Raw genomic sequence first — 20,656 nt, forward strand, 5'->3', positions numbered from 1 at the left:
CCGGTCACTGTAACGGCAGGGTGACGTGCACCCGCCACACCCCGTCGTGCGGCCCGTACGCGGCCGCACCGCCGAGCAGGACGGCCCGCTCACGCAACCCGCGCAGCCCGGAGCCGCCGCCGCGGGACCCGCCGGACTCGGCCGGCTGCTTGTTGCGCACCTCCAACTCCAGTCGGCCGTCAAGGACTTCGATCCGCACGGTCACCGGCACCGAGCCCGCGTGCCGCAGCACGTTGGTGAGGCACTCCTGCAGCATCCGGTATCCCTCGCGTGAGACCGGCCCGGGCACGGCGTTGAGGTCCCCGCTGATCCAGGTCGTCACGTCGGCCCCGGACCCGCGCGCCGACTCCACCAGCCGTCCGGCGTGCGCGAGCGTGGGCCGCTGCGCCGTCGGGTCGGCGTCCTCGCGCAACAGCCTGAGCACCGCGTCCAGTTCGGACAGCGCCTCGCGCCCGGTGTCCTCGATGGCGGCCAGTGCCCGGTCGGTGAACTCCGGAGTCCCGGCCGCGCGCGCCGCGCCCGCCTGCACCACGGCGATGGTGAGCGCGTGCCCGATGGTGTCGTGCAGCTCGCGGGCGAGCCGCGTGCGCTCCAGCAACCGCTCGGTCCGCTCCTCCAGTTCCGCGAGCCGCTCCGCCGGGGACGGGCCGAGCAGCCGGGGTGCGAGACCGGCCATCAGCGCGCCGGCCCCCCATACGACAACGACCAGCGCGGCGCCGGACACCGGGGCCAGCAGCGGGTACCACCACCCCCATCGCCCGGGCAGCAGCATGGGCGCGGGCCCGAACGGCGGCCACAGGGACGGCATCAGCAGACCCAGCGTCAGTACGACGCCGTTGAGCGTGACCACGGTGACTCCGAAGCCGAGCCACAGGCGCAGGGTCAGCCACACGAAGACCCGCCATCGGTCGCCCCACGAGGACGAGGGCGAACCGGCGATCTCCGGCGCCGGATGCTCGTGCGGTGCCTGCGGCCCGGGGTAGAGCAGCAGCCGAGCCTGCATCGTCTCGGCGACCCGGGTGCCGGGGATGAACGCGGCGAGCGCGAGCAGCGGGAGCGGCACGAAGAGCAGGAGCGCGCTGGGGTCCTCAAGGCCCGGGAAGGCCACCCCGACCACCACCACGGCGGCCACCGCGCCCATGAACAGGTGCAGCCACCGGGTGTACGTGACCGCACGCGACACGGGCCGCAGCAGCCGATGGAAACGCTTCATGAGGGCCATGGTCCCAGCGGGGCAGGGCAGCTGCCTCCCCCGCGTGGGGGAGGACGTTCCCTCCGCCGGGGGAAGCGGACACCCCCCTGTGGACGGCACCGTCGTCACCATGACAGCCATCGATGTGAAGGACCTGACCAAGGTCTACGGACAGGTGCGCGCGGTCGACCGCCTCACCTTCTCCGTCCGGCCCGGCCAGGTCACCGGGTTCCTCGGCCCCAACGGCGCGGGCAAGTCCACCACCATGCGCCTCATGCTCGGCCTCGACCGCCCGAGCTCCGGCACGGCGACGATCGGCGGTCGCCCGTTCACGCAGCTCGACGAGCCGCTGCGGCATGTGGGCGCCCTCCTCGACGCCCAGGCGCCGCACGGTTCCCGCACCGCCCGCAGCCACCTTCTGGCTCTCGCCGCGAGCAACCGCATCCCCGACCGGCGGGTGGACGAGGTCCTCGAACTGACGGGCATCGCGAGCGTGGCGTCCCGCCGGGTGAAGACGTTCTCCCTCGGCATGCGCCAGCGCCTCGGCATCGCCGCGGCCCTGCTCGGCGACCCCCAGGTGCTGCTGCTCGACGAGCCGTCGAACGGCCTCGACCCCGAGGGCATCATCTGGATCCGCGAGCTGATGCGCCGCCTCGCGCGGGAGAACCGCACCGTGCTGGTCTCCAGCCATCTGATGGGCGAGACGGCCTCCTTCGCCGACCACCTGATCGTCCTGGGCAAGGGCAGGCTGCTGGCGGACACGCCGACGAAGGACTTCATCGCGGCCCGCATCAAGCCGCGTGTCCGCGTCCGTACGACGGAGCCCGCACGGCTGCGCGAGGTGCTGCTGCGGCACGGCCACACCCCCGTCGACTCGGACGACGGGCGCATGCTGATCGACGACGCCGAGATCGACGCCATCGGCCCGCTGGCCGCCCAGGAGGGCATCGCTCTTCTCGAACTCGCCGCCGAAGAGGCCACATTGGAGCAGGCCTACCTCGACCTCACCGCTACCGCCACGGAATTCTCCGCACGAGCCCCGCAGGAGGCCTGACCATGTCCACCGCAGCCGTACTCCGCTCCGAGTGGATCAAGGTCAGGACCCTGCGCGGAACCGCGTGGTCGTTGCTGGCCGTCTTCCTGCTGACGGCCGGCTTCGCCGTCGCGGCCAACGCGGCAACCGGCGACTCCGAAGCGGACAGCGCCGACTTCGACGCGCTCTTCTCCGTCTTCCTCGGCCTCAATCTGGGTCAGATCGCGGCGATCTCCTTCGGCACGCTGGCCATGTCGTCCGAGTACCAGGGGGGAGCCATCCGCGCGTCGCTGACGGCGGTGCCGAACCGGGGCCTGTTCTACGCGGCGAAGCTCGCGAACGTGGCGGGCCTCGCGCTGGCGATGGGCCTGGTGACGACGTTCGTGTCGTTCCTGGGCGGCAGCGCCTTCCTGGGCGACGCGGCGCTGAGCCTGGGCGACGCGGACGCGCTGCGCGCCTGCCTGGGCGGGGCCGTCTACCTCGCGCTGATGGCGCTCTTCGCGGCCGGCCTGACGGCGGTGCTGCGCAGCGGCCTCGCCGTGCTCAGCATCCTGATCCCGTTCATCCTCATCGTCTCCATGATCCTGGGCGAGACGTCGGGTTCCGTCGCCGACTACCTCCCCGACCGCGCCGGACAGCAGGTCCTGTACGTGGACCCGCCGAGCGACCTGGCGCCGTGGGCGGGTCTTGGGGTTACGGCACTGTGGGCGGGCGTGGCGGTGCTGGCGGGGTGGTGGTCCCTGAGGCGCAGGGACGCGTAGGTCCCGCGGGGCGGGAGGGGAGCGGATGAGACCGGCTCCCCCGGGCCTGCCACGTCCTGGGGCCGGCCGGGGTGCCCCTTGGAGGTCAACTGAACCGCAACAGTCAGTTGACCTTCCGCTCGTGTCCGGCCCGGTACGGCTCGCGGAGCTTGAATTTCTGGATCTTCCCGGTGGCGGTGCGCGGGGTGGCGTCGCGGAATCTCGACGCTCGTCGGCGCCTTGTAGCCCGCCATCCGCTGCTTGCAGTGGGCGACGATGTCGGCCTCCAGCGCCGTCGCCCCCTCCGCGAGGACCACCAGGGCCTTGATCGTCTCGCCCCACTTCTCGTACGGCACCCCGATGACGGCGACCTCGGCGACCGCCGGGTGGCTGAAGATGGCGTCCTCCACCTCGATGGACGATCACTCGCAGAGGTCCTCCAGAAACCTGCATGTTGTGCGAGGCACGCTCCGTCATGGTGTTCCCCGTATGTAGTCTGCAGGCCGCCGTCTCGTGGGGCGGCACCCTTGTGCCTGGCCGTCGTGGCGTCGAGGACCGGACAGGATTCGGCGGCGGAGGGATTGAGCGCTACGGAATCAGTTTGGAGGTGACGCCCCGTCACGCACTGCTGTTTTCCGGACATTCGGCTGGAGCGGGGCGGCCGCAAAGGCCCTGGTCGCGCCCGCCCCACACCCCCCTGCCGTCGGCCCGGATACTGCACGACAGCTGTCGTAGACGCTGATCTTTGCGGAGGAGTTCTCGCGTCAGTGCCGGAGGCGTGCGATCTCTTCCTGGTTGCTCCCCGTGGTGGAGGGCAAGGCCGTCAAGCCCAGGACTGGCAGATCTCGCTGAGCACCGAATGGATGTCGGCGCGCGGCCGGGCAACGGCCTGCTACGCGCCGGCCGGCTGCACTGAGGTGAGGCATGTCATCTCCTCCTCCGAGAGCCGCAGCGCGCCGGCTGCCATGTTCTGCGCGAGGTGGTCAGGATCACCGGTCCCCGGGATCGCCAGCACATGCGGCCCCTGGTGCAAGGTCCAGGCCAGGCGGACCTGCGCGACGGACACACCGTGCGCGCGGGCGACGGCGCGCACCGCCTCGCTGTCACGGGCCGCCGGACCCGCCTCGCGCCCGGAACCGGCGATCGCGAGGAACGGGACGAAGGCGAGGCCGAGTTCACCGCAGAGCCGCAGGAGAGCCCGGTCCTCGCTCGACGCACCGATCCCGTAAGGGTTCTGCACGCAGACGACCGGGGCGATGGCCAGGGCCTCGGCCAGTTGCTCGGACGTGACGTTGGAGATACCGAGGTGCCGGATCAGCCCGGCTTCGCGCAGTTCGGCCAACACGCCAAAGTGCTCGCCGATCGAGCCGGTCCGCTGACTCGGCGGCACGCGCAGGTTCACCACGTCCAGGTGATCGCGCCCGAGTTGGCGCAGGTTCTCCTCCACCTGGCCGCGCAACTGCGACGGTGCGGCCCACCACCACGAGCCCGAGGAATCGCGGCCCGGCCAGACCTTGGTCGTGATGACCAGATCCTCCGGGTACGGCGCCAGCGCCCGGTTGATCAGCTCGTTGGCGGAGCACGTCGCCGAGAAGTAGAACGCGGCAGTGTCGATGTGGTTCACGCCGAGCTCGACCGCCCGCCGGAGCACGCCGATCGACTGCTCGCGGTCACGCGGCACGCCGCGGTCAAAGGGTGCGGTACCAGTCAGGCGCATCGCGCCGAACCCGACGCGATTGACGGCCAGGTCACCGAGTTGCCATGTACTGGAGGCTGCTGCGGTGTTCGTCCGTGGGCTCATGAGTTGGATCTCCTCTTGCGGGCTGGGAACGGGGACCCGCGGCGCGTTCAGGTCGCTCGGCGGGGCGAGTACCTTCGAAGTGGGTCCACCTGTGCCGGGGCAGGCTGGCCCAGGGCATGAAAAAAGCCTCCCCGGCGGATCGAAATCCGCACCGAGAAGGCTCGCGTAGGCCTGCATTTTAGCAGATCAGCCAGGGCGGACTTCCAGCGCGATCCAGGCGGGTCGGCCCCCGACTGGGCTTCCGCGTCGGCCGTTCCGTCGGCAGGTCTCCAGGTCGGGAAGCCGCTCACACAGCTGGGCCAGGACCTCACGGATCAAGGCCCGGCCGGTGCCTTCCTCTTCGTCTTCGCCTTCGGGCGGGCGTGGGATGTCGCCCTTGCGGAACGCGAAGTCATCCGGCAGGTCGGCCGGCATCTGCCCGGGACGGGCGAGCCCCATCTCGCGGATCTCGCGCAGGAAGCGGGCGCACCACCGGCAGGTGCGCCCGCAGGCCCAGGCTGATCCGGCCGGTGCGCTCCAGGTGGGCCAGCCGTTACTGGAAGGCCTCGATGTCCGAGCGGCGCATCCGCTCCTGGCGCAGGCCCGTGAAGTTCAGCGTCCGGCCCCGACCAGGCCGAAGACTTCCGCGTCCCAGACGTCCTTGAGCCGTTCCAGCTCCGGAGTGGTCAGACCGACTCGGATGTCGGCGGTCATGCTCCGCCACATCCCTGGCAGGCGCGTGTTCGGCTCCACGGCCAAGTGGCTCAGACTGGTGATCTGCTGAGCGCGGGCGGTATTGCAGAGCAGTTTGAACGCGGTGTGTGGCAGCTGAACGTGCCGGTCCAGACGCTGCTGGGTCCCGAACAGCAGCGCGGCGACGACCGGATCCGGCAGTCCGCGAAAGCTGATCAGGGTGACCCTGGCCCGGGACCGGTTGAAGACGGTGCTGGCGGGGGTGGGGTGCCGGAGCCGCGTGGGAAACGGCAGCTCAAGCGGAAGCAGTTCGCTGTCCGCTTCGCCGAGCGGTACAGCGGCCTGATCGAGATGCGTGCGGACTGCGCCGCCCGCCTCAAGTGCGGGCGCCGCGCCACCGCGCAAGCTTTGGCCCGCTGGAGCACCGAGGCGGACGCGCCCCTGTCCGGATCCAGTTGTCCGGTCGCCGCCCGGCGCCACCACCTGCTGGCCAATGACCGATGTTGCAGCTCACCGACCGCTTCAACCGCCTTCGGCGCGGCCTGCTTTGTCACCATCGCTCCGATCGCACTGATCGCCGCGGGGGCCCTGTCCGCCGCATGCACGTGGATCTGCCGCTGACCGCCCCCTCGCACCCGCACCTTCGAGGGTCCCGCCGACCACCGTCTCCCCAAAGGAACGCCGATGTCCCAGACCGTCTCGGAAACCATAGAAATCTCCGTCCCGCCCCGTGTGGCGTACGACGCCGTCACCAATGTCGCCGAGATGGGCCGCTGGAGCCCGGAGTGCACGGGCGCCGACGTCCCACAGGGCGCCGGAGCCGTGCACGTGGGGATGCGGTTCACCGGACGTAACTCCTCCGAGCTCAAGCCCCGGCCCTGGACCACCAACTGCACCGTGACGGCCGCGGATCCAGGGGAACGCTTCACATTCAGCGTCGCCCGCATCGGTCTTGCCATCTCCATCTGGAGCTACCGCTTCGAGCCGACGGACGACGACCAGGGCACCAAGGTCACCGAAACCTGGACCGACACCCGGGGCAGGGCCATGCTCTTCATCGGCCCGAAGGTGAGCGGCATCCACGACCGCGCCACCCACAACCGCCAGGGCATGAAGGTCACCCTGCAGCGCCTGAAGGAAGCCCTGGAAGCGGCACACCAATCGGCGTAGCCACCTGCCCGCGGCGAGGTTCTGCGAACGAGTACGGCCTCGCCGCCGGCGCCGCATCCATCAGCAGCAGCCCTTTTCCTCCGCATCCGGGCAGGTGCGGTCGGCCTCGACCGCGATGACCGCGGTGCGCAGGTCGTCCAGCGCATGCCCCAGCCGCTCATCGGCGAGCTCATAGCGTGTACGGCGCCCCACCGGGACCGTGACCACCAGGCCGCAGTCCCGCAGGCAGGCCAGGTGGTTGGACAGCCGGGTGCGCGAGATGCCGAGCCGTTCCGCAAGATCGGCAGGATGTGCGGGCGCCTCACGCAGCGCGAGCAGCAGCTGGCAGCGGATCGGGTCGGCCAGAGCCCGCCCGAAGCGGGCGAGAACTTCGATGTCCGGGGCAATGGTCAGCACATCCCCAGGGTACGAGACCGTGAATTCACCGAGCGGTGTACTCACCAGCACCCACCTCACCCATCACTAGTTCAGGTTATTGTGAATTCAGGATAGCGTGTACTAACATCGTCGGGGTGCTGCCCACTGCTGTCCGCAGCTCCTCGTCCACCTGCTCCGCAAGCGCGTACCGCACGCGCTGCGCACTGTCGCCGGGGACTTGTATGCGCCAGAACACCGATCAGAGAGGCTGCTACTGATGGCCGTCGAGGTATCCCTGGGTCTGAGCCCCACACGGCGGGACGTCCTGATCCGCCGCATACGCTGGTTCGTCGCCGCGACCATCACCTACAACGTGATCGAGGCGGTTGTCGCCATCACCGCGGGCACGATCGCCTCCTCCACCGCGCTGATCGGCTTCGGCCTGGACTCGGTCATCGAGGTCTCCTCGGCCGCGGCGGTCGCCTGGCAGTTCTCCGCCCGGGAGCACGCGGTGCGAGAGGCGCGCGAGAAGCTCACCCTGCGGATCATCGCAGTGTCGTTCTTCACGCTCGCCGCCTACGTGGCCTTTGACGCGGTACGCGCGCTGGCCGGAACCGGCGAGGCGGATCGCTCGATCCCCGGCATCGTGCTGGCCGCCCTGTCACTGGCGATCATGCCGTTCCTGTCCGCTGCCCAGCGGCGGGCCGGGAAGGAACTCGGCTCCGCCTCCGCCGTCGCGGACTCCAAGCAGACCCTGCTGTGCACCTATCTGTCCGCGGTGCTGCTGGTCGGCCTGGTGGTCAACGCCGCCCTCGGCTGGGCCTGGGCCGACCCGATCGCCGCACTGGTCATCGCCGTCGTCGCGGTCAAGGAAGGCAGAGAAGCCTGGCGGGGCGACGGCTGCTGCACACCCGCCGGACTCACCGTCACCAAAACAGGGGAAGCCCAGGACAACTGCGGATGCGCCCCGGGTTGTTCGTGCTGCAACTGACCGGCACGACCGCCACCGTCTCGCTCCGGACCGGCTGACCGTCCGGCAGGGCTCAACCCCCGCATCCGCCGCTGCTGCTGCTCGTGCACCGCTGAGGCGACGCGGGCCGACGACCCCTGCGCTCTTGAGGAACATCCACCGTGAGGTGCTGAGGAGCATCAATGGCCAACCCCCATAAGACCACAGCCGATACGCCATCGGCCGACACCAACGGGCTGCTGCGCAAACGCTGACTCGCGCTTGCCGCGCCCGTCTTCGGCCTGATGATCGTCGGCCTGGACGCGACGATCCTGACCGTCGCCCTGCCCACGCTGGCCTCGGACCTGGATGCGACCACCACCGAACTGCAGTGGTTCACCGACGCCTACACCCTCCCCTTCGCCGGACTCCTGCTGCCGCTGGGAGTCCTGGGGGATCGCATCGGCCGCAGACTCGTCCTGATCGGCGGCCTGTTGCTGTTCGGCGCGGGCTCGGCCCTCGTCATGTTCGTCGACACACCAGAAGGACTGATCCTGGGCGCCGGAGCCGCCGCCACTCCATGCGCCAGATCGGCGCCTCCGTGGGCGTCGCCGTGCTCGGCAGCGCCCTCAACTCCGCCTACCGCAACGGAGTCGACGACGACATCCCGTCGACGCTGCCCGAGCAGGCACGGGAGGCGATCCACGACAACGTCTCCGGAGCCGCTGCCGTCACCGACAAACTGCCGGCCGACCAGGCGAAGGCGATCGCGCAGTCCGCCCGGGACGCCTTCGTCTCCGGCATGTCGGCCGTGGCGCTGATCTGCGCCGCCCTGGCCGCTGTCACCACCGTGCTGGTGGTGGCGCTGCTTCCGGGGCGTGAGAAGACGGAAGACGAACGCCAGGATCAGGGCGCGGTGCGCCCGGTGAGTGCCTGAAGACTCTGACCGAGGGATCAGCAGTGCTGCCGCCGACTTCGCGCAGGCATCAGTACAGCCGCCAACGGAAGCCACTACGTTCGGCGGCGACGAAACGGAGCCCCTGCCGAGTCTCCGGAAGGACAGCCGAAGCAATACGCCGGAGACACGCGCCAACAAGCTGTGAAAGACCCGTCGGCCGACGCACAGACGCCCCTCGACGCCGACCAAGCCACTGCGCACATCAACTATGCCGAGGAGTCCCTCAAGGGTCTGATCACCAACGCAGCCCAGGCCCTGTGGGACGACAAGGACGCCTTGAGAGTCTTCCTGGGCGTCGTGCGCCGCAGTGAAGGGTTCGTCAGGTTGGCTGACGCAGCGGCCGGGCGCAGGCCGGCAAACGCGACGTACCACGGGGTCAAGAGCAGGAAGTTCGAGGTGGACTCCTCAGAATGAGGTTCGGAGTCGTCTCAAGTGGGACGTACACGTCGGCTCCACCGTCTGCCGGGCCCATCAGCACGCTGCCGGAGCGGCGGATGGGCGGGGCCGGCGGGGGTTCGGGCTGTTGCCTGCTCGACCGTACGCCACGACCTTACCGCGGGTTATCACCTTTTTGATGTGTTTTCCCTGACTGCGGCCGGTATTGCCTCGTTCCGTTTGTAGCGTGGAGACAGCATCGTTCGAGCTGCCCGATGGGGTCTCATGGCTGCCTGGCGGGTCGTATCCGGTTGTCGGCTCGACGAAGCACCGTTCCGTCATGAAGCAACATCGCCGACAGGGTCGGCCCGTGCGCCGGCCTTCGCGTGAAGGGGAATCTGTGATCTCGAAAAGCAAGAGGGCCGCGCGTTCCGTGGCCGTGGCGCTCGCCACAACTGCCGCGCTCACCATCAGCATGCCTAGCGGTAACGCCTTCGCCATCGACCACGTCCAATGTGTCGGCGGGGAAAACTTCTTGAAGATCTGGTCGCACCTCGATGGCCGTGAGAGCGTCGACTGCTACGCGAACGGCGGGAAGACCGACTTCGGCGGGTGGTGGATCGACCGGATCTCCACGGGCAACAACGACCTGATCTACTACGACGCCAACGGTGACTCGGTGAAGATCGAGCGCTGGCACGACATCACCTTCCCGAACCAGCCACCGAAGGTCGTCGCCATCCAGATCCTGTGACAAGTTGACATCCGGTTGCGGGGAATGACTGTCCGGCCACGCTCTTCCGGGCGTGGCCGGACACGATGGCTCACTGATCGTTTCAGAATGATCTACGGAGCCGTCGGAGGAGCTTGCCAGACAACCCGGTTGAGCCCGACGGGTCGGCTCGCCACACTCCCCGAATGACCAGCAGTGCCCAGTCCACAGCCACGGAACAGGGTTGGGACGAACCCTGGTATCGCATCTGTACGGACCGTTTCGAAGCCTCCTTCCTGCCCGGCACAGGTGAGGATCTGGATGCCGTCTCCAATGTCGATGTCGAGGTCAGATCGGTAGAGGACGGCTCGCGCTGGAGCGCGACGGTGTTCACCATCGCGGAGGTCGAGCGCCTGATGGAGAAGGGGTCCCGTACTGGCGAGGACCTGGACGGCCGCCACTTCTGGTGCTCCGACGGCCTGATTGTCCGGGATCCGGACATCGACAACATGACCCGCGCGCTCGCCGGTCTGCTCGACTCCGGAGACTTCGTGCAGATCCTCCAGCGACTCAACGACGAGCGACCGCCCCAGCCGCATTCTGAAACCAGTCCAGGCCGACAATGACGTCGCACTTCAGTGTGCGCAAGGCCGCGACGGCTCCAGGGAAGTACGCGGTGCGGGCGGCGGCGAAGGACACTGTGGCACTCCACAGCCGGTCCTCCACCAGGCGGCGGTAGTTGAGGTCGCCTTTCAGGATGGTGAGCGTGGTCGCGCCTATGCGCTGTGGTGTGCCTGCTTGGACGAGCGCAGAGGAAGTCCCGCCGCTGTTCAGTGGGAGGCCCTAGTAGGGCTTGGTCAGGTCGGTTGTAGTGAGCGTTTCCTTCTGGCTCGGTGTTGCGTTGAGAGGGTGTGACTCCGGACGAGATTGCCGTTGTACGTGGTGAGTTGGAGGGCTTCGCGGCGGAGGTTTTCGAGCCGTTCGCGAGGAACGACCAGCGTCGGTGGGGGCAGGTCTACCTACGGGGCCTGCTCATGGACGGGCAGCGCAAGTCGGTCGAGCCGATGGCTGCCCGGCTGGGCGAGGACGGGAATGACGGCCGACGCCGTGGTGGGCGCCGACGGGGCCGTCTCTCAGTTCGTCCACAACGACGCCGAGTTGATGGAGACGGGGCGGACCCTGCAAAGTCGGCCGACATCGGCACGATGGCCCGAATCTTGGTGTACCTGTGCTGAGGTCGGAGCTTCACGTGCTTCCGGACATCGGTAGGTGGTCCGCACCAGTGCTACAGGTACGGCTACAAGGACAGACCGACGAGAGCCGCGTTTCCTCTTCCTGAGGTTGACCCGTGGTGTCTCGTCGTTGATTCAACGACGAGACCCGCTCCAGCGTTCACCACCTATCCGGTAGGCGATCGCGACAAAGACAGATCCCTCAGCGAATCGGTCTTCACCACACACCGTCGTCGGTTGTTGTCACCGAGAAGGCAATATGCACGGTGGCACCGTGGTGCGAAGCGAAAAGTCTCATGGGGTACGCAGTGGAGCGTAAACCGGTCCGCCGACATCGCGTTGCCGGCGGAACGGCCTACCGCATCGATAACACTCCGACAACTCCAACGACATCACGCCTCAACGGTCAGCAACGCTGGTGGAGAGAAGCGCGCCCTTTCACCGGGGCGGAAGCAGCGGTGCCAGGAAGCGGCTCGGCTCACCGTGCCAGGTGATGACGAGCGCGTCACGGGCGCGGGTAGCCGCGACGAAGAGCAGCGAGCGCGCCCGGTGCAGTTCACGCTCGTGGCGGCTCGGGTCCGTGCGTTCCCAAGCATCCACAGAGGCGCGGGGTACGAGTCCCTCGGCCACCCCAGCGATGATCAGGCAGCGGTACTCCAGTCCCTTGAATCGGTACATGGTGCCGATGTGGACACCCTGGTCGTTCCGCGGTCCGTCCTGTGTGATCTCCGTCGGGGTGATGCCGCGTCGCGCTAGGCGGTCGGCGAGCTGGGTGACCATGTCGTTGGTGGGGACGCAGATCGCCGTGGACTCGCGGGGCACGTCGTGCCAGTCGCGTAGCTGCTCGACGACGAGGTCCATTTCCTCGTCCCAACTGCGTGCGCCCCGCAGGGACGGGCTCAAACCGTGGAGGACGGAGCGGTAACCGGCGATCGTCTCGGCACTGCCGTCGAGGTCGTCGTAGTCCGCGTCGTCCAGGACCCGGATGGCGTCCCGCAGGATCTCCCGCGTGGTGCGGTAGCTGAGGGTCAACCGGGAGGACCGGCCGCGGATGTGGACGCCGAGGCTGCCGAGCGTGACCTGATTGTCGTAGATCCGCTGGTGCGTGTCGCCGACGAGGAAGATGTCGTCGGGCTCGGCCGGCACCATGGCGCGCAGCATCTTCCAGTGGGCGGCGCTGAGGTCCTGCGCCTCGTCGACCACGATGTGTCGGTAGCGGTACCGCAGCCAGGCACCGGAGCCGGCCTCGACGTGACGATTGTCCAGGCCTCCCCGGTCGTCGCGTTCCTCCGACCGCCGGTCGATTCTGGCCTTGCGAGCGATCTCCAGCCGTGCCGCTCGCTCGGCGACCTGACGGTGGGTCTCCAGCCCCTTGGTCTCCAGGCGCTGGGTGAAGCGTTCGGCAAGCTGCCAGATTCCGGCTCGCTCGGCGCGTGTGACGCTGCGTCCTCGGCCCGCGCGCCGGGCGGCGAAGTAGTCGCTCCGGGAGGTCACGGCCTGGCCGAGAATGACCTGGTTCCACTCGTCGCTGAGGAACTCGGCGCTCCAGCGGGTCTCCCCCGCCTCCACCAGCAGCTCCCGCCACTCGCGCAAGGCTGCCGTGTCGTCGATCCGCCGCTTGGCGCTGCCCGGGTCGGCCTCGCTGACCAGGCGGGTCGCGAGCTGGTCGACGTGGGCGATGTCGACCCGGGCCAGTACGTCGGGGCCGCCGAGCGAGAGGAGCCGGGACCGTAGGTCGGCAGCGAGGTTCTTGTTGAACGTGGTGAGCAGGACGGGCTTGTTACGACCGGGCGGGAGCGCTCGCACCAGATGGCACACACGGTGGAGGGCGACGATCGTCTTGCCCGTCCCCGGCCCGCCGCCGACCCGGGCCGGGCCGGAGTAGCGCCGGTGGACCAGCTTCTCCTGGGTGGGGTGGAGGAAGATCTTCCACCGCCCGAAGTCACCCTCCTCCAGGATGCTCTGCAGGAACTCGTCGTCGGTGATCACCACGGTCTGGGAACGGTCGACGGCCGCCTGCCAGTCGTCGGTGTCGAGGTTCTGCTCGGGTTCGCTCACGGCGACGGGCGCGGTGACCTGGTCCATGACCGCTTCGTAGGGAACACCGTCGCGCAGCCGTAGGAGGACTTCCCCGGTGTGGCGGGGCGCGTACTCGGCGAGACCGAGCAGCTCGTCGTCCGTGGTGAGCTTCCGGACGATCGGGATGAGCGGTTCGGCGACGCCGAGGTCCGCGAGCTGTTCGTCGGTGTACGCGGCAAACAGGGGCTCTTCCACCGGCTTGCGCCGAGGGGCGGGTTCCGGAGCGGGGGTTGCGCGCGGCGCGGGTTCGCGGCGCTGCACGTGCTCCTCGACGACCTGGAGGTCGACGTATTCGATGGCGCCGGTGATGTGGTTGATGCCGTAGTTGAGCCGGTCCAGGTTCTTGTGGACGTGGCTGCGGTGCTTGACCGAGACGAGAAGCCAGTCGTCACCGCCGAGACGGATCATCAGGGCACGCCACTCGCGGTTGACGCGCGCCGACCAGAGCCGGTCGTGGCCTTCCAGCTGTTTGAGGTCGAAGCCGCCGGCGTCCGGGTTGCGGCGGAAGTCGTGCTGGAACTTGTAGAACGCCCCGAGGACGGCGCGGTCCAGTTTGACGATTTCCTTGTCGGCCTTGTCCAGCAGGCGCAGGGTCACGCCCGTCCTGGGCGCGCCGGTGACCGTCATCGCTCGTTCTCCTCGTTTTCGTTCGTGGCCGGACCGGCGACTCCGCTCACCAGCCCGGCGAGTTCGCCGGCGTCCCATTCCGTCGCGGTGCGGACCTGCCAGCCCGCATCCCGGTAGGCCCGGTCGCGTTGTTCGGCGTCGATGTCCCGGTTGCTGCCCGGGTCCGGCCGGTGCGCGAGGACGACACCGATCCGCCGGGCAGGCCAGGCGAGTTCGGCGGGCCAGGCGGCTGCTCCGAGTTCGTAGCCCGCCTCGGGCGCGGGCAGGCCGAGGCCTGCGAGGGCGCGTGCGAGGTCGGGGAGGCCGGGGTCGTCGATGAGGAACTCGATGACCTCGTCCCAGGCGGGTTCGCGGACGGCCGCGGGGGCTTCCTCGGCGGTCTGCCCGACCGCCTCGGGGTCGTGTGCCCGCCGCTGGGAGGTGAGCCACCCGGCGCCGCCGGTGACCGCCAGTTCGGCCGGGTCGAATCCCGACAGCATGGCGGCTGTGAGCTGGACCCCGTCTCCCTCGCCCGCGTCGAGGAACTGGAGCAGGTTGCTCCAGTAGAGCCAGGCCTGCCAGCGCCGCCGGTGGGCGGCCTCGTCCGCCGTGACCGCGTCTGTGCTGTCGTCGAGCACGGCCAGTGCCGTCCAGACCGCCCCGGTCTGCCCCCTGCGCAGGTCGAGCGCGATGGTGAGCGGACACCCAGATGTGTCCCGGGTCGCCATGACCTGGACGGCGCCCTGTCCTCCGGCGAGCCGCTGCCCGTGCAGCGCTTCGCTGATCCTGCGGCCGGTTTCCTGGCTGTCGGCCAACGCCCTGCTGGTCGCCGATACGGCGGCGAAGCCCGCGAGCGCGCTCTGGGTGCGGCGCCGCCAGGCGTCGGGGTCCGGGTCGGTGAGGTACCCGATCAGTGTCTCGACGGGGTTGGCCCACACGAAGCGCGACAGGTCCCGGGTGTCTCCGCCGTGCATACGCCGGTGAACGTCCATGGCCGTCTTCTGCGCGGTGTTCGGATACGGCTTCCAGACGGGGTCGGCCTGCAGCTTCGTCCGCCCTGTCCACTCCTGCACGTCGTCCCAGGTGAGCTGGAAGACCTGCCAGCCTTCCGCCCGCAGACGGGTGCGTTTGCCCGCGTCGTCCTCGGCGGTGAGGTGCTCGGGGCTCGCGTGGTAGCGATAGCCGTCGAGGTAGACGGCCACCCGCCGGTCGTCGTCGGTGCTGCGGAAGACGACGTCGGGCCGGGTGAAGCCGAGCGGTGTCTGCGTCTCCATCTGCCAGCCGCGGACCGTGCCGTCGGGTGCGGTGAAGCGCAGGGTCGTGTCCCTGGTGCCGTCGGCGGTGAGTGCGGTGCGGACGCTGACCTCGTCCACCCGCTCGGCCCATTCGAGCAGCCCGTGCCGGAAAAGTGCCTCCAGTTCGCTCTCCACCTGGTGCACGAGGGTGATGTCCCGGGCGGTGGCGACGGGTTCGGTACTCCATCGGTCGGCGGTGCGGCCGAAGAGGTCGCCGAGCATGTCCAGCGCGTGCTCGCGGGAGACGAGTTCGTACTCGCCATCGGTGACGTGCCGCAGCAGGCAGCGGTGGCACGCGGGCCGGCCCTGGCCGACGCACACGCAGGTCTCGATCACTTGGCGGGCGTCGTCCAGGACGCCCCTGAGGCCGTCCTGGCCGGCGAGGCGGTGCAGATATCCGGTGCCGCCGGGCAGCGTGTCGTACAGCACGAGGAAGTGGCGGCGCAGAGCGGCCTCGCCGCCTTCCTCGGGCATGGAGTCGGTGACGACGGCGAGGTGGTCGGGGTCGCCGCCGTAGCTGCGGGCGATACCGGCCAGCAGCAGCGCCTTGAAGGAGGCGAGCCGTTCCTGGGTGTGGGCGGTGACGGCGGGGATGAGGATGCGCAGGGCGTCGGTGCGCAGCTCGTGGGCGAGCAGCACCCTCTCGCCCCGCCGTGCGATATCCGCCCCGCCGCGCCGCCTGGGGCACCAGGGCCGGTGGTACTTGCCGTACGCGGCCGCGTCACCGGTGTCCTGGGCGGCGGGGCCGCCGTCGGGGTCGGCGAAGCCGCAAGCGTCGCAGACCCAGAAGGGATTGAGGCGGACCTCCCGCCCGGCGAAGGCCGTGTCGGTACCGCCGTCCACCCGGGTGGCTCCGGTGTTGATGTGGCGGATGCGTGCCTGGCGGGTGAACTCCCATCCGAAGGTGGCGTGTTCGTGCTTCCACGCCTGTTCGACGTCTTTCGCGTCGATGTCGACGGCGGGCACGACGGTGTAGTGCCGCCTCTCCCGTTCGTCGCTGTCGTCGCGGACGCGGACGTCGTCGCGTTCGTCCCGGGAGGTGACGCGGCGCGGCACCAGGACCTTGTGCAGGCAGCCGACGTCTCCGATGGCCGCGGACCGGCAGCGGGGGCAGGGCGAGGGGTCCTGCTCAGCACGGTGGGTGCGGACGTGCCCGCAGTCGGGGCAGACGCGCCACCAGATCCAGGCCGGGCGGCCGGGACTGCCGATGTCCAGTCCGGTGACACGGTGCTTGTAGCCCTGGGCGTAGTAGTGGTTGCCGGGGGCGAATTCGGTCAGGGCGAGGCGCGCGGGACGACTGTGGTGGAGGGTCTTGCTGTGGTCCTTACGGGTGCCGTCGGCCTGCTTCTCCGTCCAGGTGAGAGTGGCCTCCAGTTCGGTCGCCGAGTCGATCAGGCTGTAGTTCGGCAGCAGGCCGAGATCGACGAGCGCACCGTGCGCGGTGGTGCGGCTGATGTCGCGGGAGACGCGTGCCACGTCCCGGCGCTCGGCGCGCAGTTCTCGCCCCTGCCGTTCGTGGTCGGGGTCACCGGCGACGAGCAGTCCGTAGGCCCGGTCGATGGCCTCGGTCCGGCGCTGCAGGTCGGCGCGGCGGTCCTCCCAACGCCGGCACGCGGCTTCCAGGGCGCCTCCCAGGCCCTCCTCGCCGGTGTCGGTCGCGTAGGTGACGAGAGCGGCGCGGGCCTGCGGGCTGACGCCCGTGCCGCGGCTCTCGTCGTACGCGGGGAACAGGTCGAGGAAGCCCTGCACGAGCCGTGGTCCGCCGGCGAGCGCGGCTTCGGCGAACTCGGCCTGCCAGGCCGAGGCCCCGAACAGATCGGTGGCGCGTCCGGGCAGCGGCCGCAGTGGCGTCCCGTCGGGGGCGGTCAGCCGTCCGGCGCCCGCGAGGTCGAGGAGATGGGCGAGGTACTGGCGGCGCAGGATCTCGGCCGCGGACAGGTAGCAGCCGGGCGGCAGGACGTCCCCGGCGATCATGAGCCGGGGTTCTTCCAGGTAGTAGCGGTCGCGCGGACCGCGGTCGACCATGGTGAGCAGGTACGCGTTGCCGGTCGAGCGACCGGCCCGGCCCACGCGCTGGATGTAGTTGGCCGGGCCCTTCGGCAGGGAGGCGAGAACGACGGCCGACAGGTCGCCGATGTCGATGCCGAGTTCGAGGGTGGGGGTGCAGGACAGCACCTGCGGGTTGGCGTAGTGGACGTCGGTGCCCTCGCGGAAGGCCTTCTCGACGGCCTCGCGTTTGGCGCGGCTGAGTGTGCCGGTGTGTTCCGCCGTGTTGATGGTGAAGACGCCGGCCTCGCGGTACATACGCCGGTAGAAGTCGTCGGTGAAGTCCCGTTGCCGCAGGCCGCTGTCGAGGTCGCGGCCGGTGGCGAGGATTCCGGCGCAGCGGTAGCGCGGACACGGCTGCCCGTGCCACTGGTCGGCGAGGTCGGGGTGGACGGTCTGCTCCCAGAAACAGACCGGGCAGTGCGCGGTGGCGTCGGGCAGCGTGTCGTCGGCGAGTCTGCGGACCCGGATGTGTCCGGGCTGGAGGCCGTAGACGCGAGTGGCCCCGTCGAGTGCGGTGCGCACGGCGAGGACCCCGGTGTCGGCGAGGGCGGGCAGCAGCCGGGTCAGGAAGTCGGTGGCGGCCTCCCTGCGCAGCCCGAGGGCGCGTACGGCCCAGTCCTGGTACCAGCCGAGCCGGCCGGTGAGGACATCGAAGTCCTCACTGCCCTGCTTGGGGGTGCCGAGCAGGAACGCTGGCGCGGAGACCCCGCGGGGGAAGGCCGGCATGCCGGTCTCGCGTCCGCCCCAGATCGCCCACCGGCGCACCCCTGCCTGGTCGAGCCAGGGGTCCAGCCAGGCGTGCCGGACGGCGCCCCGGATACGCAGCCGCTCCAGCAGGCCCCGGACGAAGCCGGTGTACCGGTCGGTGCCGGGCACCGATCCGTCGGGCAGCGCGATCTCTCCGGGTGTGGTGAGCAGCGTCTCCCGTACGAGGTCGGCGACGGCGTCGGCGTCGGGCAGGGGCACGTCGGCGGCGACGGTGCGGGTGAGTTCCAGGGTGCGGCCCTGCCGGGACCGCAGGCCGAACTCCATGACGGTGGCGAACGCCAGGCGCTGCGCGATCAGTTCCCAGGTGGCCCGTGATCCGCGGCTGCGTCCGGAGAGCAGGGTGTCCACGCCCCGGATCAGGTGCAGGTCCGGCGGGATGACGGCTGCCTGCACCGCCTTGCTGTCGACGACGTCGGCGATCAGGTCGGCGGCCAGATCGCTCAGGGTGATGGGTTCGTCCTCGTCGATGCGGCTGGCGAGCAGCGCGCGCAGCGAGAACGTGTAGGAGCGGCTGGCGACGTATCCGGCGCGGTGGGCGGCGTCCTGGACGGAGTCGTTGAAGAGGAGGGTCTTGTTCTCGCCCTTGTTCTTGTCCAGTTCGCCGCCGGTGAAGAGCTGGGTGACGGCGGCGGCGGCAAGCGCGGCCAGACCGGTGCCGAGGTAGCGGATGGAGTTGAAGGTGCGGCAGGCGGGACACTGGTCACGTTCGGCGGCCCGGTCGCCGTCGAGGTCGGCGTGGACGAACGCGGCGTTGTGAAGGGGCCTGGCCCGGCGTGGTCCGTCGCCGTCGGCGGGGGCGGTGAAGTCGGTCTCGGGTGAGAGGGGACGCAGCCGTCCGCCGGCACCTTCCAGGACCATGACGGCGGGTCCGCCGCGCCGGCGTTCCGCCCCGACCGCGAAGGCGGCGTCGTGCACTTCCTGCGGGGTCGCGGCGATCATGTTGCGCACCCGGCGCTTGTCGCGGCCGACCGAGGCGCGGCGGACCTTCGAAGCGTTCAGGTCGAGTTCGGCCGGGTCGACCTCCGGCGAGTACGCGGCCCAGCCGGAGCGTCCGCACTCACGGCAGAAGACCGCCGGCAGGAACACCTCGGCGGGCGGCGGGGCGCTGTCGTCGGCGGGTACGGCGGCCGGCTCGGCCGCGTCGGCCGGTACGACGGGGCCCTCCCCGTCGTACGGCGAGGTCCGGGCGGCCTCTCCGTGGTCCTTGCGGGCCAGTGCGCCGCGGGAGGTGACCCGCTCGTCGTCCCAGCGGAACTCGGCACGGGCCGCGCTGATGCCGCGCAGCACGCGGGAGACCGACCGTACCCACTGGTGGATCTCGATGGCCAGGAGTGGCCGCCCGGGGTGCTCGGGGTCGCGGGCGTACGACAGGAGGGCGATGTAGCAGGCGAGTGCCTGGGCGGCGATGCGCGGCCGCTGCTGCACGGCCATGCCCCAGTGGTAGGCGTAGCGGGGCAGCACCTCGGTGATCTCGGCGAGGGTCTTGGGGGTGCCGTCGAGGATCTCCAGGACGGCGGCGGTGAGCCGGTGGCGGCGCAGCACGCCGCCCAGCTCCTCGGGGCTGGGACCGCTCAGGCCGGTGAATGCGGTGACGAGGCCGTCCATGGCGTCCGGATCGCGGGTGGGGTCGCCGAGCGCGGCGACCTCCTGCGGGGAGGGGAACGGCAGCGTGAAGTCGCTCTCGCCAGTGAAGTCCTTGGTGGAGCGCCGGTCCTCACCGATGACCGACTCGGGCGGGAACGGCACGCCGAAGACCTGCTCGGCGACCTCCAGCATGCCGGGCCCGCCGCCCGCCCGCCCGGTCCCACCGGGGTCGTTCTCCCCCAGCGTGGCCGACGTGGCGACGGGACAGACCGGCCCCAGCGGGCGGCCGGGTTCCGCGAGTCCGGTGACGGACCCGAGGCGGCGCAGCAACATGGCGACATCCGTGCCCTGGGCACCGTCATAGGTGTGGAACTCGTCGAGGACGACGTACGCGAGCGCGGGGTCCTGCCACAGCCGCTGGTCCTCGGGACGCTGGAGGAGCAGGTCGAGCATTTTGTAGTTGGTGATCAGGATGTCCGGCCGGGTGCGCCGGATCTCGTCCCGGTCGACGGTGATCGCGGGGTTGGCCTGCTTGAACTCCTGCGACGGCTTGTCGCCGATGTAGAGCCCGGCCCGCACACCCGCATCACGCAGCCGGGTGTCCCGGGGGTCGTCGAGCCGCTTGTTGATGCGGTGGGCCTGGTCGGTGGCGAGGGCGTTCATGGGGTAGAGCAGGATCGCCTTGACGCCCTCCCGGCCCGCCTCGCGCTCGCGGCGGCAGTGGTCGAGCAGCGGGATCAGGAACGACTCGGTCTTCCCGGACCCGGTACCGGTGGTGACGAGGGTGGGCCGCGCCGGCCCGTGCAGCGTGGACAGCCTCTCCCAGGCGAGCTCCTGGTGCCGGTGCGGGGTGAAATCGCGGGGCCACCAGGTCAGGTGCCGCTGCCAGTCGTCGCCCTCGGCGCTCCGGAAGGGTGTGCGGATACGGAGGTAGGGGCCGCGGAAGATGCCGTCGTCGGCGTCGCCGAGGAAGCCCTCCAGGGCGCGGCGGGTGCTCTCGTCGGCCAGCGCGTACGTCGTCGCGAGGTACTGGCTCAGACTGGCCCGTACCTGGTCGGCGGCGAGGGTGGGACGCACGCGCGGT

General features: G+C 70.1%; 15 protein-coding genes and 3 pseudogenes. 11 read left to right on the top strand and 7 right to left on the bottom strand.

The window, feature by feature from the left end:
- Positions 1-4: 4 nt before the first annotated feature.
- Complete coding sequence (locus NRF20_RS11740) at positions 5-1,213, bottom strand: histidine kinase (RefSeq protein ID WP_413752540.1); 1,209 nt, start codon at positions 1,211-1,213, stop codon at positions 5-7.
- 109 nt (positions 1,214-1,322) lie between these two features.
- Between NRF20_RS11740 and NRF20_RS11745 the strand changes: the two genes are divergently transcribed.
- Together NRF20_RS11745 and NRF20_RS11750 are read left to right on the top strand one after the other, a co-directional pair.
- Positions 1,323-2,246, top strand: a complete 924-nt coding sequence (locus NRF20_RS11745; RefSeq protein WP_398630528.1) for an ATP-binding cassette domain-containing protein — start codon at positions 1,323-1,325, stop codon at positions 2,244-2,246.
- A 2-nt stretch (positions 2,247-2,248) separates the two neighbouring features.
- A complete protein-coding gene (locus NRF20_RS11750) occupies positions 2,249-2,986 on the top strand; it encodes an ABC transporter permease (protein WP_398630527.1) in 738 nt (245 codons plus the stop codon).
- Between the two features lie 103 nt (positions 2,987-3,089).
- On the opposite strand, the pseudogene NRF20_RS11755 reads toward NRF20_RS11750, so the two are convergent.
- Both NRF20_RS11755 and NRF20_RS11760 read right to left on the bottom strand, forming a co-directional pair.
- Positions 3,090-3,387, bottom strand: a pseudogene (locus NRF20_RS11755) (AMP-binding enzyme); the annotation flags it as partial.
- Between the two features lie 470 nt (positions 3,388-3,857).
- Positions 3,858-4,766: an aldo/keto reductase gene (locus NRF20_RS11760; RefSeq protein ID WP_398630526.1), complete on the bottom strand. Its 909-nt coding sequence runs from the start codon at positions 4,764-4,766 to the stop codon at positions 3,858-3,860.
- 738 nt (positions 4,767-5,504) lie between these two features.
- Here NRF20_RS11760 and NRF20_RS11765 point away from each other — a divergent pair.
- Positions 5,505-6,059, top strand: a complete 555-nt coding sequence (locus NRF20_RS11765) for a hypothetical protein (RefSeq protein ID WP_398630525.1) — start codon at positions 5,505-5,507, stop codon at positions 6,057-6,059.
- 63 nt (positions 6,060-6,122) lie between these two features.
- Positions 6,123-6,608 carry an SRPBCC family protein gene (locus tag NRF20_RS11770; protein ID WP_398630524.1) on the top strand — a complete coding sequence of 162 codons (486 nt, stop codon included), beginning with the start codon at positions 6,123-6,125 and terminating at the stop codon, positions 6,606-6,608.
- Between the two features lie 60 nt (positions 6,609-6,668).
- On the opposite strand, the gene NRF20_RS11775 is transcribed toward NRF20_RS11770, so the two are convergent.
- Positions 6,669-7,004, bottom strand: coding sequence for an ArsR/SmtB family transcription factor (locus tag NRF20_RS11775; protein ID WP_266365138.1), 336 nt, complete (start codon positions 7,002-7,004; stop codon positions 6,669-6,671).
- A gap of 238 nt (positions 7,005-7,242) precedes the next feature.
- Here NRF20_RS11775 and NRF20_RS11780 point away from each other — a divergent pair, with 238 nt between their 5' ends.
- From NRF20_RS11780 to NRF20_RS11805, 6 genes and pseudogenes are all read left to right on the top strand, one after another.
- Positions 7,243-7,956, top strand: a complete 714-nt coding sequence (locus NRF20_RS11780) for a cation transporter (protein WP_398630523.1) — start codon at positions 7,243-7,245, stop codon at positions 7,954-7,956.
- A 263-nt stretch (positions 7,957-8,219) separates the two neighbouring features.
- A pseudogene (locus NRF20_RS11785) lies at positions 8,220-8,462 on the top strand (MFS transporter); the annotation flags it as partial.
- Positions 8,463-8,494: 32 nt separating this feature from the next.
- The gene (locus NRF20_RS11790) at positions 8,495-8,851 is read left to right on the top strand and encodes a hypothetical protein (protein WP_413754709.1); all 357 of its coding nucleotides are present in this window, start codon (positions 8,495-8,497) and stop codon (positions 8,849-8,851) included.
- Between the two features lie 162 nt (positions 8,852-9,013).
- Positions 9,014-9,286 (top strand): hypothetical protein, encoded by a 273-nt coding sequence (locus NRF20_RS11795; protein WP_413752541.1) that lies wholly within the window; start codon positions 9,014-9,016, stop codon positions 9,284-9,286.
- Positions 9,287-9,647: 361 nt separating this feature from the next.
- Positions 9,648-10,001 carry a beta/gamma crystallin domain-containing protein gene (locus NRF20_RS11800; protein WP_398630521.1) on the top strand — a complete coding sequence of 118 codons (354 nt, stop codon included), beginning with the start codon at positions 9,648-9,650 and terminating at the stop codon, positions 9,999-10,001.
- 164 nt (positions 10,002-10,165) lie between these two features.
- Complete coding sequence (locus NRF20_RS11805; protein WP_413752542.1) at positions 10,166-10,585, top strand: hypothetical protein; 420 nt, start codon at positions 10,166-10,168, stop codon at positions 10,583-10,585.
- Here NRF20_RS11805 and NRF20_RS11810 read toward each other — a convergent pair.
- A pseudogene (locus NRF20_RS11810) lies at positions 10,569-10,733 on the bottom strand (ARMT1-like domain-containing protein); the annotation flags it as partial. The gene NRF20_RS11805 and the pseudogene NRF20_RS11810 overlap by 17 nt on opposite strands.
- Before the next feature lie 137 nt (positions 10,734-10,870).
- Between NRF20_RS11810 and NRF20_RS11815 the strand changes: the two are divergent.
- Positions 10,871-11,194, top strand: a complete 324-nt coding sequence (locus tag NRF20_RS11815; protein ID WP_398630519.1) for a transposase — start codon at positions 10,871-10,873, stop codon at positions 11,192-11,194.
- 435 nt (positions 11,195-11,629) lie between these two features.
- Here NRF20_RS11815 and NRF20_RS11820 read toward each other — a convergent pair whose 3' ends face one another.
- Positions 11,630-13,897, bottom strand: a complete 2,268-nt coding sequence (locus NRF20_RS11820; protein WP_413752543.1) for a UvrD-helicase domain-containing protein — start codon at positions 13,895-13,897, stop codon at positions 11,630-11,632.
- Positions 13,894-20,649, bottom strand: coding sequence for a DEAD/DEAH box helicase (locus NRF20_RS11825; RefSeq protein ID WP_413752544.1), 6,756 nt, complete (start codon positions 20,647-20,649; stop codon positions 13,894-13,896). Before NRF20_RS11825 ends, NRF20_RS11820 begins: the two co-directional genes overlap by 4 nt.
- Positions 20,650-20,656: the final 7 nt, after the last annotated feature.

Source organism: Streptomyces sp. R-74717 (genome assembly GCF_047305335.1).
GTDB classification, from domain to species: Bacteria; Actinomycetota; Actinomycetes; order Streptomycetales; family Streptomycetaceae; genus Streptomyces; species Streptomyces atratus.

Coding starts and splice junctions, on each gene's coding strand:
- NRF20_RS11780 (WP_398630523.1), top strand. CDS start 7,243: ATGGCCGTCGAGGTATCCCTGGGTCTGAGCCCCACACGGCGGGACGTC.
- NRF20_RS11770 (WP_398630524.1), top strand. CDS start 6,123: ATGTCCCAGACCGTCTCGGAAACCATAGAAATCTCCGTCCCGCCCCGT.
- NRF20_RS11805 (WP_413752542.1), top strand. CDS start 10,166: ATGACCAGCAGTGCCCAGTCCACAGCCACGGAACAGGGTTGGGACGAA.
- NRF20_RS11750 (WP_398630527.1), top strand. CDS start 2,249: ATGTCCACCGCAGCCGTACTCCGCTCCGAGTGGATCAAGGTCAGGACC.
- NRF20_RS11745 (WP_398630528.1), top strand. CDS start 1,323: ATGACAGCCATCGATGTGAAGGACCTGACCAAGGTCTACGGACAGGTG.
- NRF20_RS11740 (WP_413752540.1), bottom strand. CDS start 1,213: ATGAAGCGTTTCCATCGGCTGCTGCGGCCCGTGTCGCGTGCGGTCACG.
- NRF20_RS11820 (WP_413752543.1), bottom strand. CDS start 13,897: ATGACGGTCACCGGCGCGCCCAGGACGGGCGTGACCCTGCGCCTGCTG.
- NRF20_RS11790 (WP_413754709.1), top strand. CDS start 8,495: ATGCGCCAGATCGGCGCCTCCGTGGGCGTCGCCGTGCTCGGCAGCGCC.
- NRF20_RS11760 (WP_398630526.1), bottom strand. CDS start 4,766: ATGAGCCCACGGACGAACACCGCAGCAGCCTCCAGTACATGGCAACTC.